Source organism: Streptomyces sp. NPDC041940, from assembly GCF_055589465.1.
The window spans coordinates 50273-66466 of the sequence record NZ_JBVJBP010000025.1; the positions used below are offsets into that span (position 1 = coordinate 50273).

At 71.6% G+C, this 16194-nt stretch carries 13 protein-coding genes and 1 pseudogene; 11 read left to right on the top strand and 3 right to left on the bottom strand.

Going from position 1 to position 16194, the window contains the following annotated elements:
* The first annotated feature begins 44 nt into the window (after positions 1 to 44).
* Positions 45 to 1472 carry an RsmB/NOP family class I SAM-dependent RNA methyltransferase gene (locus ACZ6I3_RS32795; RefSeq protein WP_469419610.1) on the top strand — a complete coding sequence of 476 codons (1428 nt, stop codon included), beginning with the start codon at positions 45 to 47 and terminating at the stop codon, positions 1470 to 1472.
* On the opposite strand, the gene ACZ6I3_RS32800 is transcribed toward ACZ6I3_RS32795, so the two are convergent.
* Positions 1453 to 3600 (bottom strand): MMPL family transporter, encoded by a 2148-nt coding sequence (locus ACZ6I3_RS32800; protein WP_469419612.1) that lies wholly within the window; start codon positions 3598 to 3600, stop codon positions 1453 to 1455. The two genes, ACZ6I3_RS32795 and ACZ6I3_RS32800, sit on opposite strands and share 20 nt — an antisense overlap.
* Before the next feature lie 161 nt (positions 3601 to 3761).
* Between ACZ6I3_RS32800 and rpe the strand changes: the two genes are divergently transcribed.
* The 7 genes from rpe to ACZ6I3_RS32835 all read left to right on the top strand — a co-directional run bounded on the left by rpe (position 3762) and on the right by ACZ6I3_RS32835 (position 11004).
* Positions 3762 to 4448 carry a ribulose-phosphate 3-epimerase gene (rpe, locus tag ACZ6I3_RS32805; protein ID WP_189726416.1) on the top strand — a complete coding sequence of 229 codons (687 nt, stop codon included), beginning with the start codon at positions 3762 to 3764 and terminating at the stop codon, positions 4446 to 4448.
* A gap of 78 nt (positions 4449 to 4526) precedes the next feature.
* Entirely contained in the window at positions 4527 to 5570 is a 1044-nt protein-coding gene (locus tag ACZ6I3_RS32810) for a sugar-binding transcriptional regulator (protein WP_184597159.1), read from the top strand.
* Positions 5571 to 5594: 24 nt separating this feature from the next.
* The gene (locus tag ACZ6I3_RS32815) at positions 5595 to 5948 is read left to right on the top strand and encodes a barstar family protein (RefSeq protein ID WP_469419614.1); all 354 of its coding nucleotides are present in this window, start codon (positions 5595 to 5597) and stop codon (positions 5946 to 5948) included.
* A 108-nt stretch (positions 5949 to 6056) separates the two neighbouring features.
* A complete protein-coding gene (locus ACZ6I3_RS32820; RefSeq protein ID WP_469419615.1) occupies positions 6057 to 7499 on the top strand; it encodes a GuaB1 family IMP dehydrogenase-related protein in 1443 nt (480 codons plus the stop codon).
* A 307-nt stretch (positions 7500 to 7806) separates the two neighbouring features.
* On the top strand, positions 7807 to 9273 hold the full coding sequence (locus tag ACZ6I3_RS32825) for an amino acid permease (protein ID WP_469419617.1): 1467 nt from the start codon (positions 7807 to 7809) through the stop codon (positions 9271 to 9273).
* Between the two features lie 10 nt (positions 9274 to 9283).
* Positions 9284 to 9736 carry an Lrp/AsnC family transcriptional regulator gene (locus ACZ6I3_RS32830; protein ID WP_003988931.1) on the top strand — a complete coding sequence of 151 codons (453 nt, stop codon included), beginning with the start codon at positions 9284 to 9286 and terminating at the stop codon, positions 9734 to 9736.
* Positions 9737 to 9852: 116 nt separating this feature from the next.
* Positions 9853 to 11004 carry an MFS transporter gene (locus ACZ6I3_RS32835; protein ID WP_469419725.1) on the top strand — a complete coding sequence of 384 codons (1152 nt, stop codon included), beginning with the start codon at positions 9853 to 9855 and terminating at the stop codon, positions 11002 to 11004.
* Here the strand turns inward: ACZ6I3_RS32835 and ACZ6I3_RS32840 are convergent.
* A pseudogene (locus ACZ6I3_RS32840) lies at positions 10976 to 11200 on the bottom strand (Repetin); the annotation flags it as partial. The gene ACZ6I3_RS32835 and the pseudogene ACZ6I3_RS32840 sit on opposite strands and share 29 nt — an antisense overlap.
* 398 nt (positions 11201 to 11598) lie before the next feature.
* Here ACZ6I3_RS32840 and ACZ6I3_RS32845 point away from each other — a divergent pair.
* Entirely contained in the window at positions 11599 to 12387 is a 789-nt protein-coding gene (locus tag ACZ6I3_RS32845) for a carbon-nitrogen hydrolase family protein (protein ID WP_469419619.1), read from the top strand.
* A 44-nt stretch (positions 12388 to 12431) separates the two neighbouring features.
* Positions 12432 to 14144 carry a flavin monoamine oxidase family protein gene (locus ACZ6I3_RS32850; RefSeq protein WP_469419621.1) on the top strand — a complete coding sequence of 571 codons (1713 nt, stop codon included), beginning with the start codon at positions 12432 to 12434 and terminating at the stop codon, positions 14142 to 14144.
* Here ACZ6I3_RS32850 and ACZ6I3_RS32855 read toward each other — a convergent pair.
* On the bottom strand, positions 14141 to 14875 hold the full coding sequence (locus tag ACZ6I3_RS32855) for a DUF5995 family protein (protein ID WP_469419622.1): 735 nt from the start codon (positions 14873 to 14875) through the stop codon (positions 14141 to 14143). The genes ACZ6I3_RS32850 and ACZ6I3_RS32855 overlap by 4 nt on opposite strands.
* Before the next feature lie 175 nt (positions 14876 to 15050).
* On the opposite strand from ACZ6I3_RS32855, the gene ACZ6I3_RS32860 reads away from it, so the two are divergent.
* Complete coding sequence (locus tag ACZ6I3_RS32860; RefSeq protein WP_469419726.1) at positions 15051 to 16181, top strand: glycoside hydrolase family 6 protein; 1131 nt, start codon at positions 15051 to 15053, stop codon at positions 16179 to 16181.
* The last annotated feature ends 13 nt before the right edge of the window (positions 16182 to 16194 follow it).

Genomic DNA, 16194 nt, shown 5'->3' on the forward strand with positions numbered 1-16194 from the left:
AGGCTGGACGGCGCACTTCTTCTCACACCCGGAGCACCTTTTTCGTGAGCGAACAGCCCCGTCGGCCGCGCCCGTCCGGCAAGCCCTACCGCCGGCCCAAGAAGGACCCCGTCCGCGTCCTCGCCTTCGAGGCGCTGAGGGCCGTGGACGAGCGGGACGCCTACGCCAACCTCGTCCTGCCGCCGCTGCTGCGCAAAGCGCGGGAGAACGAGGGACCCGAGAAGTTCGACGCGCGGGACGCGGCGCTCGCCACCGAACTGGTCTACGGGACGCTGCGCCGGCAGGGGACGTACGACGCGGTCATCGCGACCTGCGTGGACCGGCCGCTCGGGGACGTCGACCCGCCGGTGCTGGACGTGCTGAGCCTCGGTGCGCACCAGTTGCTCGGGACGCGGATCCCGACCCACGCGGCCGTGTCCGCCACCGTCGAACTCGCGCGGGTCGTGCTCGGCGACGGGCGGGCCAAGTTCGTCAACGCCGTGCTGCGGAAGATCGCGCAGGACGATCTGGACGGCTGGATCGAGCGGGTCGCGCCGCCCTACGACGAGGATCCCGAGGACAACCTCGCCGTCGTCCATTCGCATCCGCGGTGGGTCGTGTCCGCGCTGTGGGACTCCCTCGGCGGCGGGCGCGCCGGCATCGAGGAGTTGCTGCGCGCCGACAACGAGCGGCCCGAGGTGACCCTGGTGGCGCGGCCCGGACGGGCCACCGCCGAGGAACTGCTCGACGAGGACGCCGCCGTGCCGGGGCGCTGGTCGCCGTATGCCGTGCGGCTGACCGAGGGCGGCGAGCCGGGCGCCATCGAGGCCGTCCGGGACGGGCGCGCGGGTGTGCAGGACGAGGGCAGCCAGCTCGTGGCGATCGCCCTCGCCAACGCGCCGCTGGACGGGCCCGACCGGCGGTGGCTGGACGGGTGCGCGGGGCCCGGCGGCAAGGCCGCGCTGCTCGGCGCCCTCGCCGCCGAACGGGGTGCGCTGCTGCTCGCCTCCGAGAAGCAGCCGCACCGGGCCGGGCTCGTGGCGGGCGCGCTGGACGGCAATCCCGGGCCTTATCAGGTGATCACCGCGGACGGGACCCGCCCGGCGTGGCGGCCCGGCAGCTTCGACCGGGTCCTGGTCGATGTGCCGTGCACCGGTCTCGGCGCCCTGCGGCGCCGCCCCGAGGCACGCTGGCGGCGCCGGCCCGGCGACCTGGAGGGGTTCGCGCCGTTGCAGCGCGGGCTGCTGCGCACCGCCCTGGAGTCGGTGCGGGTCGGCGGCGTCGTGGGCTACGCGACGTGCTCGCCGCACCTCGCCGAGACCCGGGCCGTGGTCGCCGACGTGCTCAAGCAGCTCCCGGACACCGACCTCCTCGACGCGCGGCCGCTGCTGCCCGGCGTCACGGATCTGGGCGACGGACCCGACGTACAGCTGTGGCCGCATCTGCACGGGACCGACGCCATGTACCTGGCACTCATTCGTCGGACCGGCTGACCCCCGCTCCGACGCTCTCCTGGTTCGCCGCACCGCCGTCCTCCCTGGCCAGCCGGTGCGGCCACCACACCTTCGGTCCCATGTCCAGGAACAGGGACGTCACCAGGACCGAGCGCACGATGAACGTGTCGATGAGGACGCCCAGGGCGACCGCGAAGCCGATCTCGGCGAAGGCGACCATCGGGAGGGTGCCGAGGGCGGCGAACGTGCCGGCCAGCACCAGGCCCGCGGAGGTGATCACCGCGCCGGTGGCGGCGAGCCCCGTGACCACGCCCCGTCTGGTGCCGTGGCGGGACGCCTCCTCGCGGATGCGTGTGGTGAGGAAGATGTTGTAGTCGATGCCCAGGGCGACCAGGAAGACGAAGACGAACAGCGGGAAGTCGGTCGCCTCGCCCGCGTAGTCGAAGATGTACCGGAAGGCCAGCGCGCTGAGGCCCAGTGCCGCCGCGAACGACAGGATCACCGTGCCGACCAGCACCAACGGGGCGATCAGGGCGCGCAGCAGGACGCAGAGGATCAGCAGGACGACCAGCAGCACCAGCGGGATGATCAGCACGTTGTCGTGCGTGGTCGCCCTGTCCATGTCGAGCAGGGCCGCCGTACCGCCGCCCACCTGGGCGTCGGCGCCCGGCACCGCGTGCACGGCGTCCCTGACCCGCTCCACGGTCTGTTTGGCGGCCTCGCTGTCCGCCGGGGCGGTCATGGTGGCCTCGAAGAGGACCTTGCCCTCGTAGATCGGTTTCGTGCCCGGCGGCAGTCCCAGAGAGGTCGGGACCACGCCTGGCGTCTCCGCGACCGTTCGGCCCACCTGCTCGGCCTGCGCCCGGTTGCTCACGATGACCAGGGGATCGCCGCTGCCCGCCGGGAAGTAGCGCGCCGACACCTCCTGGCCGGTGATCGAGTCCGGTTTCCCGGTGAACGCGTCCGCGTTGCTGATGCCCTCCGCGCGCAGCTGGATCAGGCCCAGCGAGCAGATCGCCAGGGCGAGCGCCGTCACGGCCCAGGTGATCCGCGGGCGGCCGGCGATTCGGCTGCCCGTGCGCGCCCAGATGCCGCGCTCGGTCGGGTCGGGGCTGCCGTAGTGCGGGATCGCCGGCCAGAAGATCCACCGGCCGCAGATCACCAGCAGGGCGGGGAACAGGCTCATCATCGCCAGCAGGGCGACGGCGACACCGATCGCGGCGACCGGGCCCAGACCGCTCGTGGAGTTCATCTCGGCGGCCAGCAGCACCAGCATGCTCAGGACGACCGTCGCGCCGGAGGCGAGCACGGCCGGCCCGGCCCGGTGCAGCGCCAGGGCCATCGCCTCGTGCCGGTCCTCGTGCCGGCGCAACTCCTCCCGGTAGCGGGCGACCAGCAACAGGGCGTAGTCCGTCCCCGCGCCGAAGACGAGCACCGTGAGGATGCCGGCGCTCTGGCCGTTGACCGTCAGGCCCGCGTGCTCGGCCAGCAGGTAGATCAGAGCCTGGGAGGTGAACAGCGCGCAGACCACCGCGATCAGCGGCACCACCAGCAGGGTCAGGCTGCGGTAGGTGATGAGCAGCATGACGATGACGACGACCATCGCCGAGAACAGCAGAGTCGAGTCGATGCCCTCGAAGGCCTCGGCGAAGTCCGCGGAGGTGCCGCCCGGGCCGGTGATGTGCACGGCCAAGCCGCCGCCGCCTTCGCCGACGTCGTCCCTGATGGAGTCGACGGCGGGCGAGATCCGCTCCCAGCCCTGCTCGTCCATCGTGATCGGCACGAGGACCTGCGCGGCCCGCGGGTCGACCTGCCGGTCGTAGACCGGCCCGCGTGTCTCCGCGCCCCGGATGCCGTGGTCCCGCAGTTCCTTGAGCTGCCGCACGTCCTCGGCGATCTGCGCCCGGTCCTGAGCCGTCAGCCCGCCGTCCCGGGCGTAGATCACGACCGCCGGGATCTGCTCCGGCCGGAAGTCCTCGGAGATCTCCAGCACCTGCGTCGACTCCGCCGAACCCGGCAGCCAGGACGCCGCGTCGTTGTCCTGCGCATCGGTGAGCTTCATCGCGAACGGCGCCGCCACGAACAGCACGATCAGCCACAACACCAACACCAGCCACTTGGCCCGCCGCCCGCAGACCAAATGACCGATACCGCGGTTGCTTGTCATGGGGACCTCCGCACCGATGCCCTGAAGGGGCGCGGGGCTGTGCTCGATATTCGGCTACCGCCGCGTGGGCGCGACCAGCCACACACGACCCGCGCTCGACGGGAACCGCCAATCCCCGGACCCCCACCGCCCAAGCCCAGCGCAGCGCATAGGCTTAGGCCATGGCCGCGCAGATCAACCCCAGCATCCTGTCCGCCGACTTCGCCCGTCTCGCGGACGAGGCGAAGGCCGTGGAGGGAGCCGACTGGCTCCACGTCGACGTCATGGACAACCATTTCGTCCCGAACCTCACGCTCGGGGTGCCGGTCGTAGAGTCGCTCGCCCGTGCGACGGACACTCCGCTGGACTGCCATCTGATGATCGAGGCCCCCGATCGGTGGGCGCCCCAGTACGTGGAGGCGGGGGCCGGTTCCGTCACCTTCCATGTCGAGGCGGCCGCCGCTCCGGTCCGGCTCGCCCGGGAGATCCGTGCCAAGGGCGCCCGCGCCTCCATGGCGCTGAAGCCCGCGACACCCATCGAGCCGTACGAGGACCTGCTCCCCGAGCTCGACATGCTGCTGATCATGACGGTGGAACCGGGCTTCGGGGGACAGGCCTTTCTCGACATCATGCTTCCGAAGATTCGCCGCACCCGCGAGTTGATCAGCAAGCACGGACTGGAGCTCTGGCTCCAGGTCGACGGCGGAGTTTCGGCGTCCACCATCGAGCGCTGCGCCGACGCCGGAGCCGACGTCTTCGTGGCCGGATCGGCGGTCTACGGTGCAAAAGACCCGGCCGAGGCGGTACGTGCACTACGCACGCAGGCTGAGGCGACGACGGCCAAGGCATCCTGGGCCTGCGACCACTGAGCCACAGCAAAGTGAACGGCTCCGATCAGGGCTGATCAAGTGCGCCGGATCTGCAAGGATGAACGGCGAATCCAGAGTGTGAACAGCAGTGAGGAGATCGCCGTGTCGGGTATGTCGGCGGGCCGGTCAGCCATGCGGATGGGACCCGCTGAGCTGGTGCAGGCGGCGGCCATGGCCCGCCGCTTCTACCTCGAGGGCAAGTCCAAGATCCAGATCGCGGAGGAGTTCGGCGTCAGCCGCTTCAAGGTGGCCCGGGTCCTGGAGACCGCCCTCGAACGGGATCTCGTGCGTATCGAGATCCGTGTGCCGGCCGAACTGGACGCGGAGCGCTCGGACGCGCTCCGCGCCCGCTACGGCCTCAGGCACGCTGTCGTGGTCGAGTCCCCGGCCGAGGCCGAGGAGACACCGGACCCCGAGAACCTGGGAGAAGTGGCCGCCGACCTGCTCGGCGAACTGGTCAACGAAGGTGATGTGCTGGGACTGGCCTGGGGCCGTTCCACGATCCACATGGCGGCGGCGCTCGACCGGCTGCCGCCGTGCACGGTGGTGCAGCTGACGGGCGTGTACGACGCCGGGACCGCCGAGCGCGGCTCGGTCGAGGCCGTACGCCGCGCCGCCCAGGTGTCCGGGGGCGACGCCCACCCCATCTACGCCCCGATGCTGCTGCCCGACGCGGCCACGGCCACGGCGCTGCGCAACCAGACGGGGATCGCCCGGGCCTTCGAGCACTTCGACAAGGTCACCGTCGCCTGTGTCTCCATCGGCTCCTGGGAGCCCGGCATCTCCACGGTGCACGACATGCTCAGTGACGAGGAGCGCGCGCACTACGCCTCCCTCGGGGTCGCCGCCGAGATGTCCGCGCACCTCTTCGACGCCGAGGGCCGCAGGGTCGGCCGGGACCTGGGCGAGCGGTGCATCACCGTCAAGACCCACCAGCTCCGCCGCGTCCCCGAGGTCGTCGCCATCGCGGGCGGGCAGCGCAAGGGGCCCGCGATCGACGCGGTGCTGCGGTCCGGGCTGGTCACCAGCCTGGTCACGGACACGTCGGCGGCGGACTACCTGATGACGGCGGGCCCGGCACCGAAGTCCGCGCTCAACAGGACCGACCCGGACGGAGTCTGACGGATGGTGAGGGAGTCGCATCAGGTGCCGGACGACCCGGCGGGCCGGATCGTGGTCGTTCTGGACCTCGACGGCGTCACGGACAAGGCGGGCCTCATGGACCGCTGCGCCCGTGACCTGGCCCTGCCCGACTGGTTCGGCCGCAACTGGGACGCCCTCGCCGACTGCCTGGCCGACCCCGCCCTCTGGCCCGAGGGGTCCGAGGAGCGGGGGCTGCTGGTCGTCGTACGGGGCTGGCGGACGTACGCCGAGGCGCGGCCGGAGGAGTGGCAGGTCGCGGAGGAGATCTTCGCCGAGGCGACGGACCGGGGCCCGGGCTTGTTCGTGACCCTCGGGCTTGGAGCATCCTCCGAGAGGGCCCCTGACCAGCCTGGATGATCTGCTCAGGGACGTCCGGGCCCTCGTCGTGGGAGAATGAAGTACGTGCTCTTTCCCCCGGACCGTCCGGTTCGGGGGTCACCTCTGAACGACTGGGATGTGCAGCACGTGCGTTTCCTCAATGACATCCAGCCCGGGTACGACCTGACGTACGACGACGTCTTCATGGTGCCGAGCCGCTCCTCGGTGGGCTCGCGGCAGGCCGTCGACCTCAGTTCCCCGGACGGCACGGGCACCACCATCCCGCTCGTCGTCGCGAACATGACCGCCATCGCCGGGCGCCGCATGGCCGAGACGGTGGCCCGCCGCGGCGGCCTCGTCGTCATACCGCAGGACATTCCGATCGACGTCGTCACCGACGTCGTCTCCTGGGTCAAGAGCCGCCACCTGGTCCTGGACACCCCGATCATCCTGGCCCCGCACCAGACCGTCGCGGACGCGCTGGCGCTGCTGCCCAAGCGCGCGCACAACGCCGGCGTCGTCGTTGACGAGAACCACCGGCCGGTCGGCGTGGTCACCGACTCCGACCTGTCCGGCGTGGACCGCTTCACACAGCTGACGGAGGTCATGTCCCGGGACCTGCTGCTCATCGACGCGGACATGGACCCGGGCGAGGCCTTCAACACCCTCGACCACGCCAACCGCCGCTACGCCCCCGCGGTGAACAAGGACGGCACGCTCGCCGGCATCCTCACGCGCAAGGGTGCCCTGCGCGCCACGCTGTACAAGCCGGCCACCGACGGGCAGGGGCGGCTGCGGATCGCCGCCGCCGTCGGCATCAACGGCGACGTCGCGGGCAAGGCCCAGCAGCTGCTGGACGCGGGTGTCGACGCGCTCGTCATCGACACCGCGCACGGCCACCAGGAGTCGATGATCAGCGCCCTGAAGCTGGTGCGCGACCTCGACCCGCAGGTGCCGATCGCCGCAGGCAACGTCGTGGCCGCCGCGGGCGTGCGCGACCTGATCGAGGCGGGCGCGGACATCGTCAAGGTCGGTGTCGGACCCGGTGCCATGTGCACCACCCGCATGATGACCGGCGTCGGCCGGCCGCAGTTCTCCGCCGTCCTGGAGTGCGCCGCCGAGGCGAGGAAGTACGGCAAGCACGTGTGGGCCGACGGCGGTGTCCGCCACCCGCGCGACGTGGCGATGGCGCTCGCGGCCGGCGCGTCCAACGTGATGGTCGGCTCCTGGTTCGCGGGCACCTACGAGTCCCCGGGCGACCTCCAGCACGACGCGCAGGGACGCGCGTACAAGGAGTCCTTCGGCATGGCGTCCGCGCGTGCCGTGCGCAACCGCACGTCGGAGGAGTCGGCGTACGACCGCGCCCGCAAGGCGCTGTTCGAGGAGGGCATCTCCACCTCCCGCATGTTCCTCGACCCGGCCCGCCCGGGCGTCGAGGACCTGATCGACTCGGTCATCGCGGGCGTCCGCTCCTCCTGCACCTACGCCGGCGCCGGCTCCCTGGAGGAGTTCGCCGAGAAGGCCATCGTCGGCATCCAGAGCGCCGCCGGCTACGCCGAGGGCAAGCCCCTGCACGCCAGCTGGAGCTGACCCCCCAACGCCCTTTCGTACGGCCCCCGGTTGTCCCGCCCCGCGGAAGATCCGGGGGCCGTTTCGGCCCTCCGACGGCTCGTTGCGCAACGGTCGACAGCCGTCCCGCAACGAACACCCACCGAGCCCCGAGGAACGCAACGATCTTGCGGGGGTGCGCAAGGTTGCTGCATTTCACCAGCAACGCCGATCCTCGTAGGCTGTCGCCTCGTACGTGGCGTGGCAGGGACCCCGCTCGGTGGGTCTCTGCTCCAGAGGTGCCGCCGGTCCCTGCCGCCCTGACCGGCAGCGATAAGGAGCCCAGCACGTGCTCGACCAAGGCGCACCCCCGCACAGCAGTAGTCCGACCACCCCGCCCGCCCCGGGCGTCGGTGCGCGCCTCATGCGTCGCAAGCCGGTGGAGAACCTGGTCGAGGAGGGTGGCCAGGGCGAGGGAGGATCGCTGCGGCGCTCCCTCGGCCTGTGGCAGCTCACCATGATCAGCATCGGTGCCACCCTCGGCACGGGCATCTTCGTCGTCCTCGGCGAGGCCGTTCCCAAGGCGGGCCCGGCCGTCACGCTCTCCTTCGTCATCGCCGGCCTCACCGCCCTGTTCTCGGCCCTGTCGTACGCCGAGCTGGCGGGCACCATCCCGGTCGCCGGGTCCTCGTACTCGTATGCGTACGCAACGATGGGCGAGCTGATCGCCTGGATCTGCGGCTGGTGCCTGGTCCTGGAGTACGGCGTGTCCGTCGCCGCCGTCGCGGTCGGCTGGGGCGAGTACCTCAACGAACTGCTCGACGGGACCATAGGCGTCACCATCCCGGCCGCCCTGTCCGCCCCGCCCGGCGACGGCGGCGTGTTCAACCTGCCCGCGCTGATCGTGGTCCTGCTCGCGATGGCGTTCCTGCTGGGCGGCGCCAAGGAGTCCGCCCGCGCCAACACCGTCATGGTCATCGTGAAGATCGCCGCGCTGGTGATGTTCTGCGCCATCGGCGTCCAGGGCTTCCGCTCCGGCAACTACGAGAACTTCATGCCGCTGGGCATGGCGGGCGTCAGCGCCGCCGGAGCCACGCTGTTCTTCTCCTACATCGGCTTCGACGCCGCCTCCACCGCCGGCGAGGAGGCGAAGAACGCCCAGCGCGACCTGCCCCGCGCGATCATGCTGTCGCTGGTCATCGTCACGGCGCTGTACGTCCTCGTCGCCGCCGTCGCGGTCGGCGCCAAGCCCTGGAAGAACTTCACCGACTCCGAGGCCGCCCTCGCCCAGATCATGCGCGAGGTCACCGGGCAGACCTTCTGGGGCACGCTGCTGGCGTTCTGCGCGGTCATCGCCATCGCGAGCGTGGTCCTGACCGTGCTGTACGGCCAGACCCGCATCCTCTTCGCCATGTCCCGCGACGGGCTGGTGCCGAAGGTCTTCTCCAGGGTCCACCCGAAGACCAAGACCCCCCGCGCCAACACCCTGATCGTGTCGCTGTTCTGCGGTGTGCTCGCCGCCGCGATCCCGCTCGGGCAGCTCGCCGACGCCACCAGCATCGGCACCCTGTTCGCCTTCGCCCTCGTCAACGTGGCCGTCGTGGTGCTGCGCCGGACCCGCCCGGACATGCCCCGCACCTTCCGGGTGCCGCTCTCCCCGGTCATGCCGGCGCTCGGCTTCGGCTTCTGCCTCTGGATGATGGGCAGCCTGTCGGCCGTGACCTGGGTGGTCTTCGGTGTCTGGATGGCCGCCGGGCTCGTGTTCTACTTCGGGTACGGCTACCGCCGTTCCCGACTCGCACCATCCGAGAAGTGATCTACCCACTGTGCTGAACGATCTCGACGAACGCATCGTGCACGCCCTCGCCGAGGACGCCCGCCGCTCCTACGCCGACATCGGCCAGATCGTCGGCCTGTCCGCACCCGCCGTGAAACGGCGCGTGGACCGGCTGCGCGCCACCGGAGCCATCACCGGCTTCACCGTCCGGGTGGACCCGGGCGCCCTCGGCTGGGAGACCGAGGGGTTCGTCGAGATCTACTGCCGGGGCAACACCTCCCCGGAGACCATCCAGCGGGGCCTGGAGCGCTATCAGGAGGTCGTGGCCGCGTCCACCGTCACCGGGGACGCGGACGCGATCGCCCAGGTCTTCGCCTCCGACATGCGGCACTTCGAACGGGTCCTGGAGCGGATCGCCGGGGAGCCGTTCGTCGAGCGGACCAAGTCCGTGCTCGTGCTGTCGCCGCTGCTGCGGCGCTTCTCGTCGGGATCGCCCACGTAAATCCGGCGCGTGATCCGCCCGACCGGCCTACCATCGGTGTCATGACCTGGCGACATTGATCCCCGTCCGCGTCCTCCGAGGAGCGCCCTGGGCGCCGTACGTCAGCCGTCCGACGGCTGACCAGGACGCTCTACGGCTACGCGTTCCTCGACGAGTTCGTCCTGCTGTACCCGGTGTACGCGCTGCTGTTCCGCGACACCGGCCTGTCGGTCTGGCAGATCTCCTCCCTGTTCGCCCTGTGGTCGGCCACCGGCGTGCTGCTGGAGATCCCCTCCGGCGCCTGGGCCGACGCCGTGTCGCGTCGGCGGCTGCTGTGGATCGGCCCGCTGCTCACCGCCGCCGGCTTCGCCCTGTGGACCCTCTTCCCGTCGTACGGCGCCTTCGCGCTGGGCTTCGTGCTGTGGGGCACAGGCGGCGCCCTCGCCTCCGGCGCGTACGAGGCGCTGGTCTACGACGAACTGGAACGGCTCGGCGCGGCCGACCGGTACGCCCGTGTCATGGGCCGGGCCCGTGCGGCCGGCCTGGTGGCCGTGATGGCGGCGACCGGACTGGCCGGACCCGTGTTCGCCTGGGGCGGCCACACCGCCGTCGGCGCCGCCAGCGTGCTGGTGTGCCTGCTGGCGGCGGCGACGGCGACCCGCCTCCCGGAACACCGGACCCCGGCGGCCGGGCAGGACGGCTGGACCGCGACCCTGAGGGCCGGGCTCGCCGAGGCCCGCGCCGACCGGTCCGTACGCGGAGCGATCCTGCTGGTCCCGGCCGTCACCGCCGTGTGGGGCGCCCTCGACGAGTACACGCCGCTGCTGGTCCGGGACACCGGCGTCTCCGACGCGCTGGTGCCCTACCTTCTGCTGCTGATCTGGGCGGGGGCCACAGCCGGAGGACTGCTGGCCGGGGCGGGCGAACGCCTCGGCCCGAAGGGCCTCGCGGCGCTGCTCGCGGGCGCGGCACTCGCCCTGGCCATGGGCGCCGGTGCCGGCACCGTGGCCGGAATCGCCCTCGTGGCGCTCGCGTTCGGCGGCTTCCAGGCGGCGAGCATCCTGGCCGACGCCCGGCTCCAGCAGCGCATCGACGACTCCGGCCGCGCCACTCTCACCTCGGTCGCCGGGCTGGGCACCGAACTCGGCACCCTCGCCGTGTACGGCGGCTACGGGGCCCTGGGCACGGCCACCGGACACGGCACGGCCTTCGCGTGGTTCGCCGTGCCGTACCTGGTGACCGCGCTGCTGCTGGTGGCTGGAGCTTCGGCTGCCACGGCACGACGTTGAAGTCTCCGGTGCCCTTCTTGACCTTCTCGAAGGGCGCCGAGCCCACGCACCTGGGCAGGTCCTTCGTCTCGACCGGAGTGCCGGTCGAGGCCCAGCTGTAGCCGAGCCGGTCGCGGTGACCGAGGTCGTGCACGGTGATCCCGACGCGCTTGCCCTTCGCGCCGGGCAGGTCGGAGGAGGTGATGACACCGGAGCGGTACAGCTTGGCCTCGCCGGTGAGCGCGGCGGCCTCACGCGCGCGGCCCCGAACACGGCGGTCTTCGTACGGCGGTTCATGGCGGTCCTTTCCGCAGATGTGCGGGAGAGGTGCAGGTCACTGGAACGCACACCACTGTCCTGGCGCGGCGCCCGCGCCACATCGCTCCGGGGACGTGACCCCGCCTCCGCCGCCCGGCGGGGAGCACCGCACGGGCCTGCGCCCAGGGGATGACGGAACGTACGACCGCGGGGCTTGCAACGAATCGCCGTCGGCCCCCCGAGGGACGCAATGATCAGCTCATCGGCGCGCAACGGCTGCTCCTTGTCCGCCCGAGCCCGCCGACCGTACCGTCTATCAGGCCCCCGAAATCCCCCGCGTCCCGATGAGGAACACGCATGCGCACCGCCCTGCTCCAGAGCTCCGGCCGCCCCGGCTCCACCGTCGAGAACCTCAAGGTCCTCGACGAGGCCGCGGGCCGGGCCGCCGCCGCGGGCGCCGGGCTGCTCGTCACGTCGGAGATGTTCCTGACGGGGTACGCGATCGGCGACGACATCGGCCGCCTCGCCGAGCCCGCCGACGGAGACTGCGCGGACGCCGTCGCCGAGATCGCGACCGGCCACGGCCTGGCGATTGCCTACGGCTACCCGGAGCGGGCGGGCGAGGCCGTGTTCAACTCCGCCCAGCTGATCTCCGCCGACGGCACCCGCCTCGCGAACCACCGCAAGACCCACCTCTTCGGCTGCTTCGAGCGCGACCACTTCACCCCGGGGGACCAGCCGGTCGTCCAGGCGGAGATCGACGGTCTGCGCGTCGGCATCCTGATCTGCTACGACGTGGAGTTCCCTGAGAACGTCCGCGCCCACGCCCTCGCCGGCACCGACCTGCTGCTCGTCCCGACGGCCCAGATGCACCCGTTCCAGTTCGTCGCCGAGTCGATGATCCCGGTGCGTGCCTTCGAGAACCAGATGTACGTGGCGTACGTCAACCGGGTGGGCCGGGAAGGCGAGTTCGAGTTCGTGGGGCTGTCCACGCTCGCCGGGCCCGACGGGGTCGCCCGCACCCGGGCCGGACGGGGTGAGGAGCTGGTGCTCGCCGATGCCGACCCGGTCCTCCTCGCCGCGTCCCGCGAGGCCAACCCGTATCTGCTGGACCGGCGCCCGGGCCTGTACGGGTCGCTCGCCTGATCCCCCCACACCTGTCTGTTTCTTCTGCAAGGAGTCCGTACCCCATGACGTCCACCGTGCCCAACGCCGTCGAGCACGCAGACGCGCAGCAGCCGCCGATCACCATGTTCGGCCCGGACTTCCCGTACGCCTACGACGACTTCCTCGCCCACCCGGCGGGTCTCGGGCAGATACCCGCGACCGAGCACGGCACGGAGGTCGCGGTCATCGGCGGTGGCCTGTCCGGCATCGTCGCCGCGTACGAGCTGATGAAGATGGGCCTCAAGCCGGTCGTGTACGAGGCGGACCAGATCGGCGGCCGGCTGCGGACGGTGGGCTTCGACGGGTGCGACGAGTCCCTCACCGCCGAGATGGGCGCGATGCGCTTCCCGCCGTCGTCCACGGCGCTCCAGCACTACATCGACCTGGTCGGCCTTCAGACGCAGTCCTTCCCCAACCCCCTCGCGGAGGCGACCCCGTCGACCGTCGTCGATCTCAAGGGCGAGTCGCACTACGCCGAGACGGTCGCCGACCTCCCCCAGGTCTACCGGGACGTCGCCGAGGCGTGGAACAGGTGCCTGGAGGAGGGCGCCGACTTCTCCGACATGAACCGGGCCCTGCGCGAGCGGGACGTCCCGCGCATCCGCGAGATCTGGTCGCGGCTCGTCGAGAAGCTCGACAACCAGACCTTCTACGGCTTCCTCTGCGACTCCGAGGCGTTCAAGTCCTTCCGGCACCGCGAGATCTTCGGCCAGGTCGGCTTCGGCACGGGCGGCTGGGACACCGACTTCCCCAACTCCATCCTGGAGATCCTGCGCGTCGTCTACACCGAGGCCGACGACCACCACCGCGGCATCGTCGGCGGCTCCCAGCAGCTGCCGCTGCGCCTCTGGGAGCGTGAGCCCCAGAAGATCGTCCACTGGGCGCAGGGGACCTCGCTCGCGAGTCTGCACGAGGGCGGCGAGCCGCGTCCGGCGGTGACCCGGCTGCACCGCACGGCCGGCAACCGCATCACGGTGACCGACGCGGACGGCGACATCCGCACCTACCGGACGGCGATCTTCACCGCCCAGTCCTGGATGCTGCTGTCGAAGATCGACTGCGACGACTCGCTCTTCCCGATCGACCACTGGACGGCGATCGAGCGGACCCACTACATGGAGTCCTCGAAGCTCTTCGTGCCTGTGGACCGGCCTTTCTGGCTGGACAAGGCCGTCGACGACAGGGGAAATCCGACCGGCCGGGACGTCATGTCGATGACGCTCACCGACCGCATGACGCGCGGCACCTACCTGCTCGACGACGGCCCGGACAAGCCCGCCGTCATCTGCCTCTCCTACACCTGGTGCGACGACAGCCTGAAGTGGCTGCCGCTGTCCGCGAACGAGCGGATGGAGGTCATGCTCAAGTCGCTCGGCGAGATCTATCCCAAGGTCGACATCCGCAAGCACATCATCGGCAACCCGGTGACCGTCTCCTGGGAGAACGAGCCCTACTTCATGGGCGCGTTCAAGGCCAACCTGCCCGGCCACTACCGCTACCAGCGGCGCCTGTTCACGCACTTCATGCAGGAGGAGCTGCCCGAGGACAAGCGCGGCATCTTCCTCGCCGGCGACGACATCTCCTGGACGGCCGGCTGGGCCGAGGGAGCCGTCCAGACCGCCCTCAACGCGGTCTGGGGCGTCATGCACCACTTCGGCGGCACGACCGACCCGACCAACCCGGGGCCCGGCGACGTCTATGACGAGATCGCGCCCGTCGAGCTGCCGGAGGACTAGGGGGACCAGGAGGACTGGCGGGACCAGCGGGGCCGGGGCGGCGGCTCGGGCAGGGGCGTGAGCAGCATGCGCCCCGCGAGGCCCGCCGCCGCGTCCAGGTGCTCGGTGAACTCCTGGGCCACGTCGGGGAGTCCGCGCAGTGCCCACAGGGCCCGGGCCGCCGTCCAGGTGGCGTCCCGGGCGCGGTCCAGGCTCCAGGAGCCGAGCAGATGGGTCAGCGGGTCGGCGATCTGGAGAAGATCGGGGCCCGGCATCAGATCTTCGCGGATGCGCTCCTCCAGCGAGACGAGGAGATCACCCACCGCGTCGAACTCGTCCTCCAGCTCGGCGGGTGCGCAGTCGAGCGTACGGCAGGTGTCCACGACGGCCAGCGCGAGATCGTGCCCGATGTGCGCGTTGATGCCCGAGAGGGCGAACTGCAACGGCCGTACCCCGGGATGGCGGCGGAACTGGAGGAGCGGTCTCCAGCAAGCCGGTGGACGCCGTTCGTCCGCCACCGCGTCCAGGTACCGCTCCGCGAACCGTACGTCCAGCGTGATCGCGGCATACGGGTCCGCGAACCGCCCCGTGTCGATGCACCGGTCCACCGCCTCCGTCACGGCGAGGTAGACGCGGTTGAAGACGGCCACTCCGTCCCGGGGGTGCAGGGCCGCGTCGAGGGCGCGCATACGGGAGATGACTCCGTCGACCGGAGTGTCCACGGCTGGGGGGACTTGTTCGCATCGCGGCATGCGGGCAGAGTCCCAGCTCTAGGCTGGCGGGAGTACCGGCTGGCCCGGCTCTTCCCCGAAACGGGGGAACGCCGCCCGCCGCAGGGGGAGGGGGAGCAGCACCGTGTCAGGCTTACGTGCCCAGCGCCTGGCCGCCCGCAGGGCCGAGCGCAGGCGCGCCGCCCGGCGCGGCGCGATGGTCGTGGCGGCCTCCGTCGTGGTAGCGGCCGGCGTGGTCGCCGGGGCGTTCTCCGCGGTCGACGACCGGCGTTCCTCGGACGAGGCCCGGCCCCCGGAGGTGTCGGCCTCGCACCGCTTCGCGCCCCTGCCCGCGGTGCCCTCGGTGTCCCCGTCGGTCTCCGACTCCGCCTCGCCCACACCGTCACCGACGAAGAGGGCCGTCCCCGCGTCTTCACCCCCGAGGACGGAGACCAGGAAGCAGAAGGCGTCCGGTGCCGTGGCCGGACGGCTCTACCGCCACCCCGACTCCCAGGTGCTGGACTGGATCCGGGCCCACGACGGCGACCCGCGCCACGCGGTCATAGCGTCCCGGATCGCCGAGCGGCCGGCCGCCGTCTGGTTCGCCGACTACTCCCCGGACACGCTCACCGCCCGGGTGGCCGCGGTGACGTCCGGCGCGGTGGAACAGGGCCGGGTGCCCGTCGTCGTGCCGTACGCGATACCCGGCCGGGACTGCGGCGGCCACTCCCAGGGCGGTGCGCCCGACCTGGACGCGTACGACGCCTGGATCGACCGGTTCGCGGCCGGGCTGGGATCCGGCGAGGTCATCGTCGTCCTGGAGCCGGACTCGGTCGCCCAGACCGAGTGCCTCTCCGCCGGCGCACGCACGGACCGCTTCGCCTCACTGGCCCGGGCCGGCCGCGTCCTGAAGGCCGCCAACCCCCGGGCACGCGTGTACTACGACGCGGGACACTCGGGCTGGAACGCGCCCGGCAGACAGGCGGCATGGCTGCGGCAGGCCGGTGCCGCCTCGCCCGAGTCCTCCGACGGGATCTTCAGCAACGTCTCCAACTTCCACACCACGGCCGCCGAGGTCGCCTACGACCGGCGGGTCCTCGACGCCCTCGGCGGCCCGGCGAGCCTGGGCGCCGTCATCGACACCAGCCGCAACGGCAACGGCGCCCCGGCAGACGGGGAGTGGTGCGACCCGTCGGGCCGCAAGCTCGGCCGGACACCGGCTCTCGGCACCGGCGAGGCCCGGATCGACGCCTACCTGTGGGTGAAACTGCCCGGGGAGTCGGACGGCTGCAAGGGCAGGCCCGGGACCTTCACGCCGTCGTACGCCTACGAGCTGGCCTCGCCGTAGGGACGCCTCGCCT

What these genes read in the sequence shown, in the direction of transcription:
- ACZ6I3_RS32800 (WP_469419612.1), bottom strand. Translation starts at nt 3,600, where the DNA reads ATGACAAGCAACCGCGGTATCGGTCATTTGGTCTGCGGGCGGCGGGCC.
- rpe (WP_189726416.1), top strand. Translation starts at nt 3,762, where the DNA reads ATGGCCGCGCAGATCAACCCCAGCATCCTGTCCGCCGACTTCGCCCGT.
- ACZ6I3_RS32845 (WP_469419619.1), top strand. Translation starts at nt 11,599, where the DNA reads ATGCGCACCGCCCTGCTCCAGAGCTCCGGCCGCCCCGGCTCCACCGTC.
- ACZ6I3_RS32850 (WP_469419621.1), top strand. Translation starts at nt 12,432, where the DNA reads ATGACGTCCACCGTGCCCAACGCCGTCGAGCACGCAGACGCGCAGCAG.
- ACZ6I3_RS32855 (WP_469419622.1), bottom strand. Translation starts at nt 14,875, where the DNA reads ATGCCGCGATGCGAACAAGTCCCCCCAGCCGTGGACACTCCGGTCGAC.
- ACZ6I3_RS32860 (WP_469419726.1), top strand. Translation starts at nt 15,051, where the DNA reads ATGGTCGTGGCGGCCTCCGTCGTGGTAGCGGCCGGCGTGGTCGCCGGG.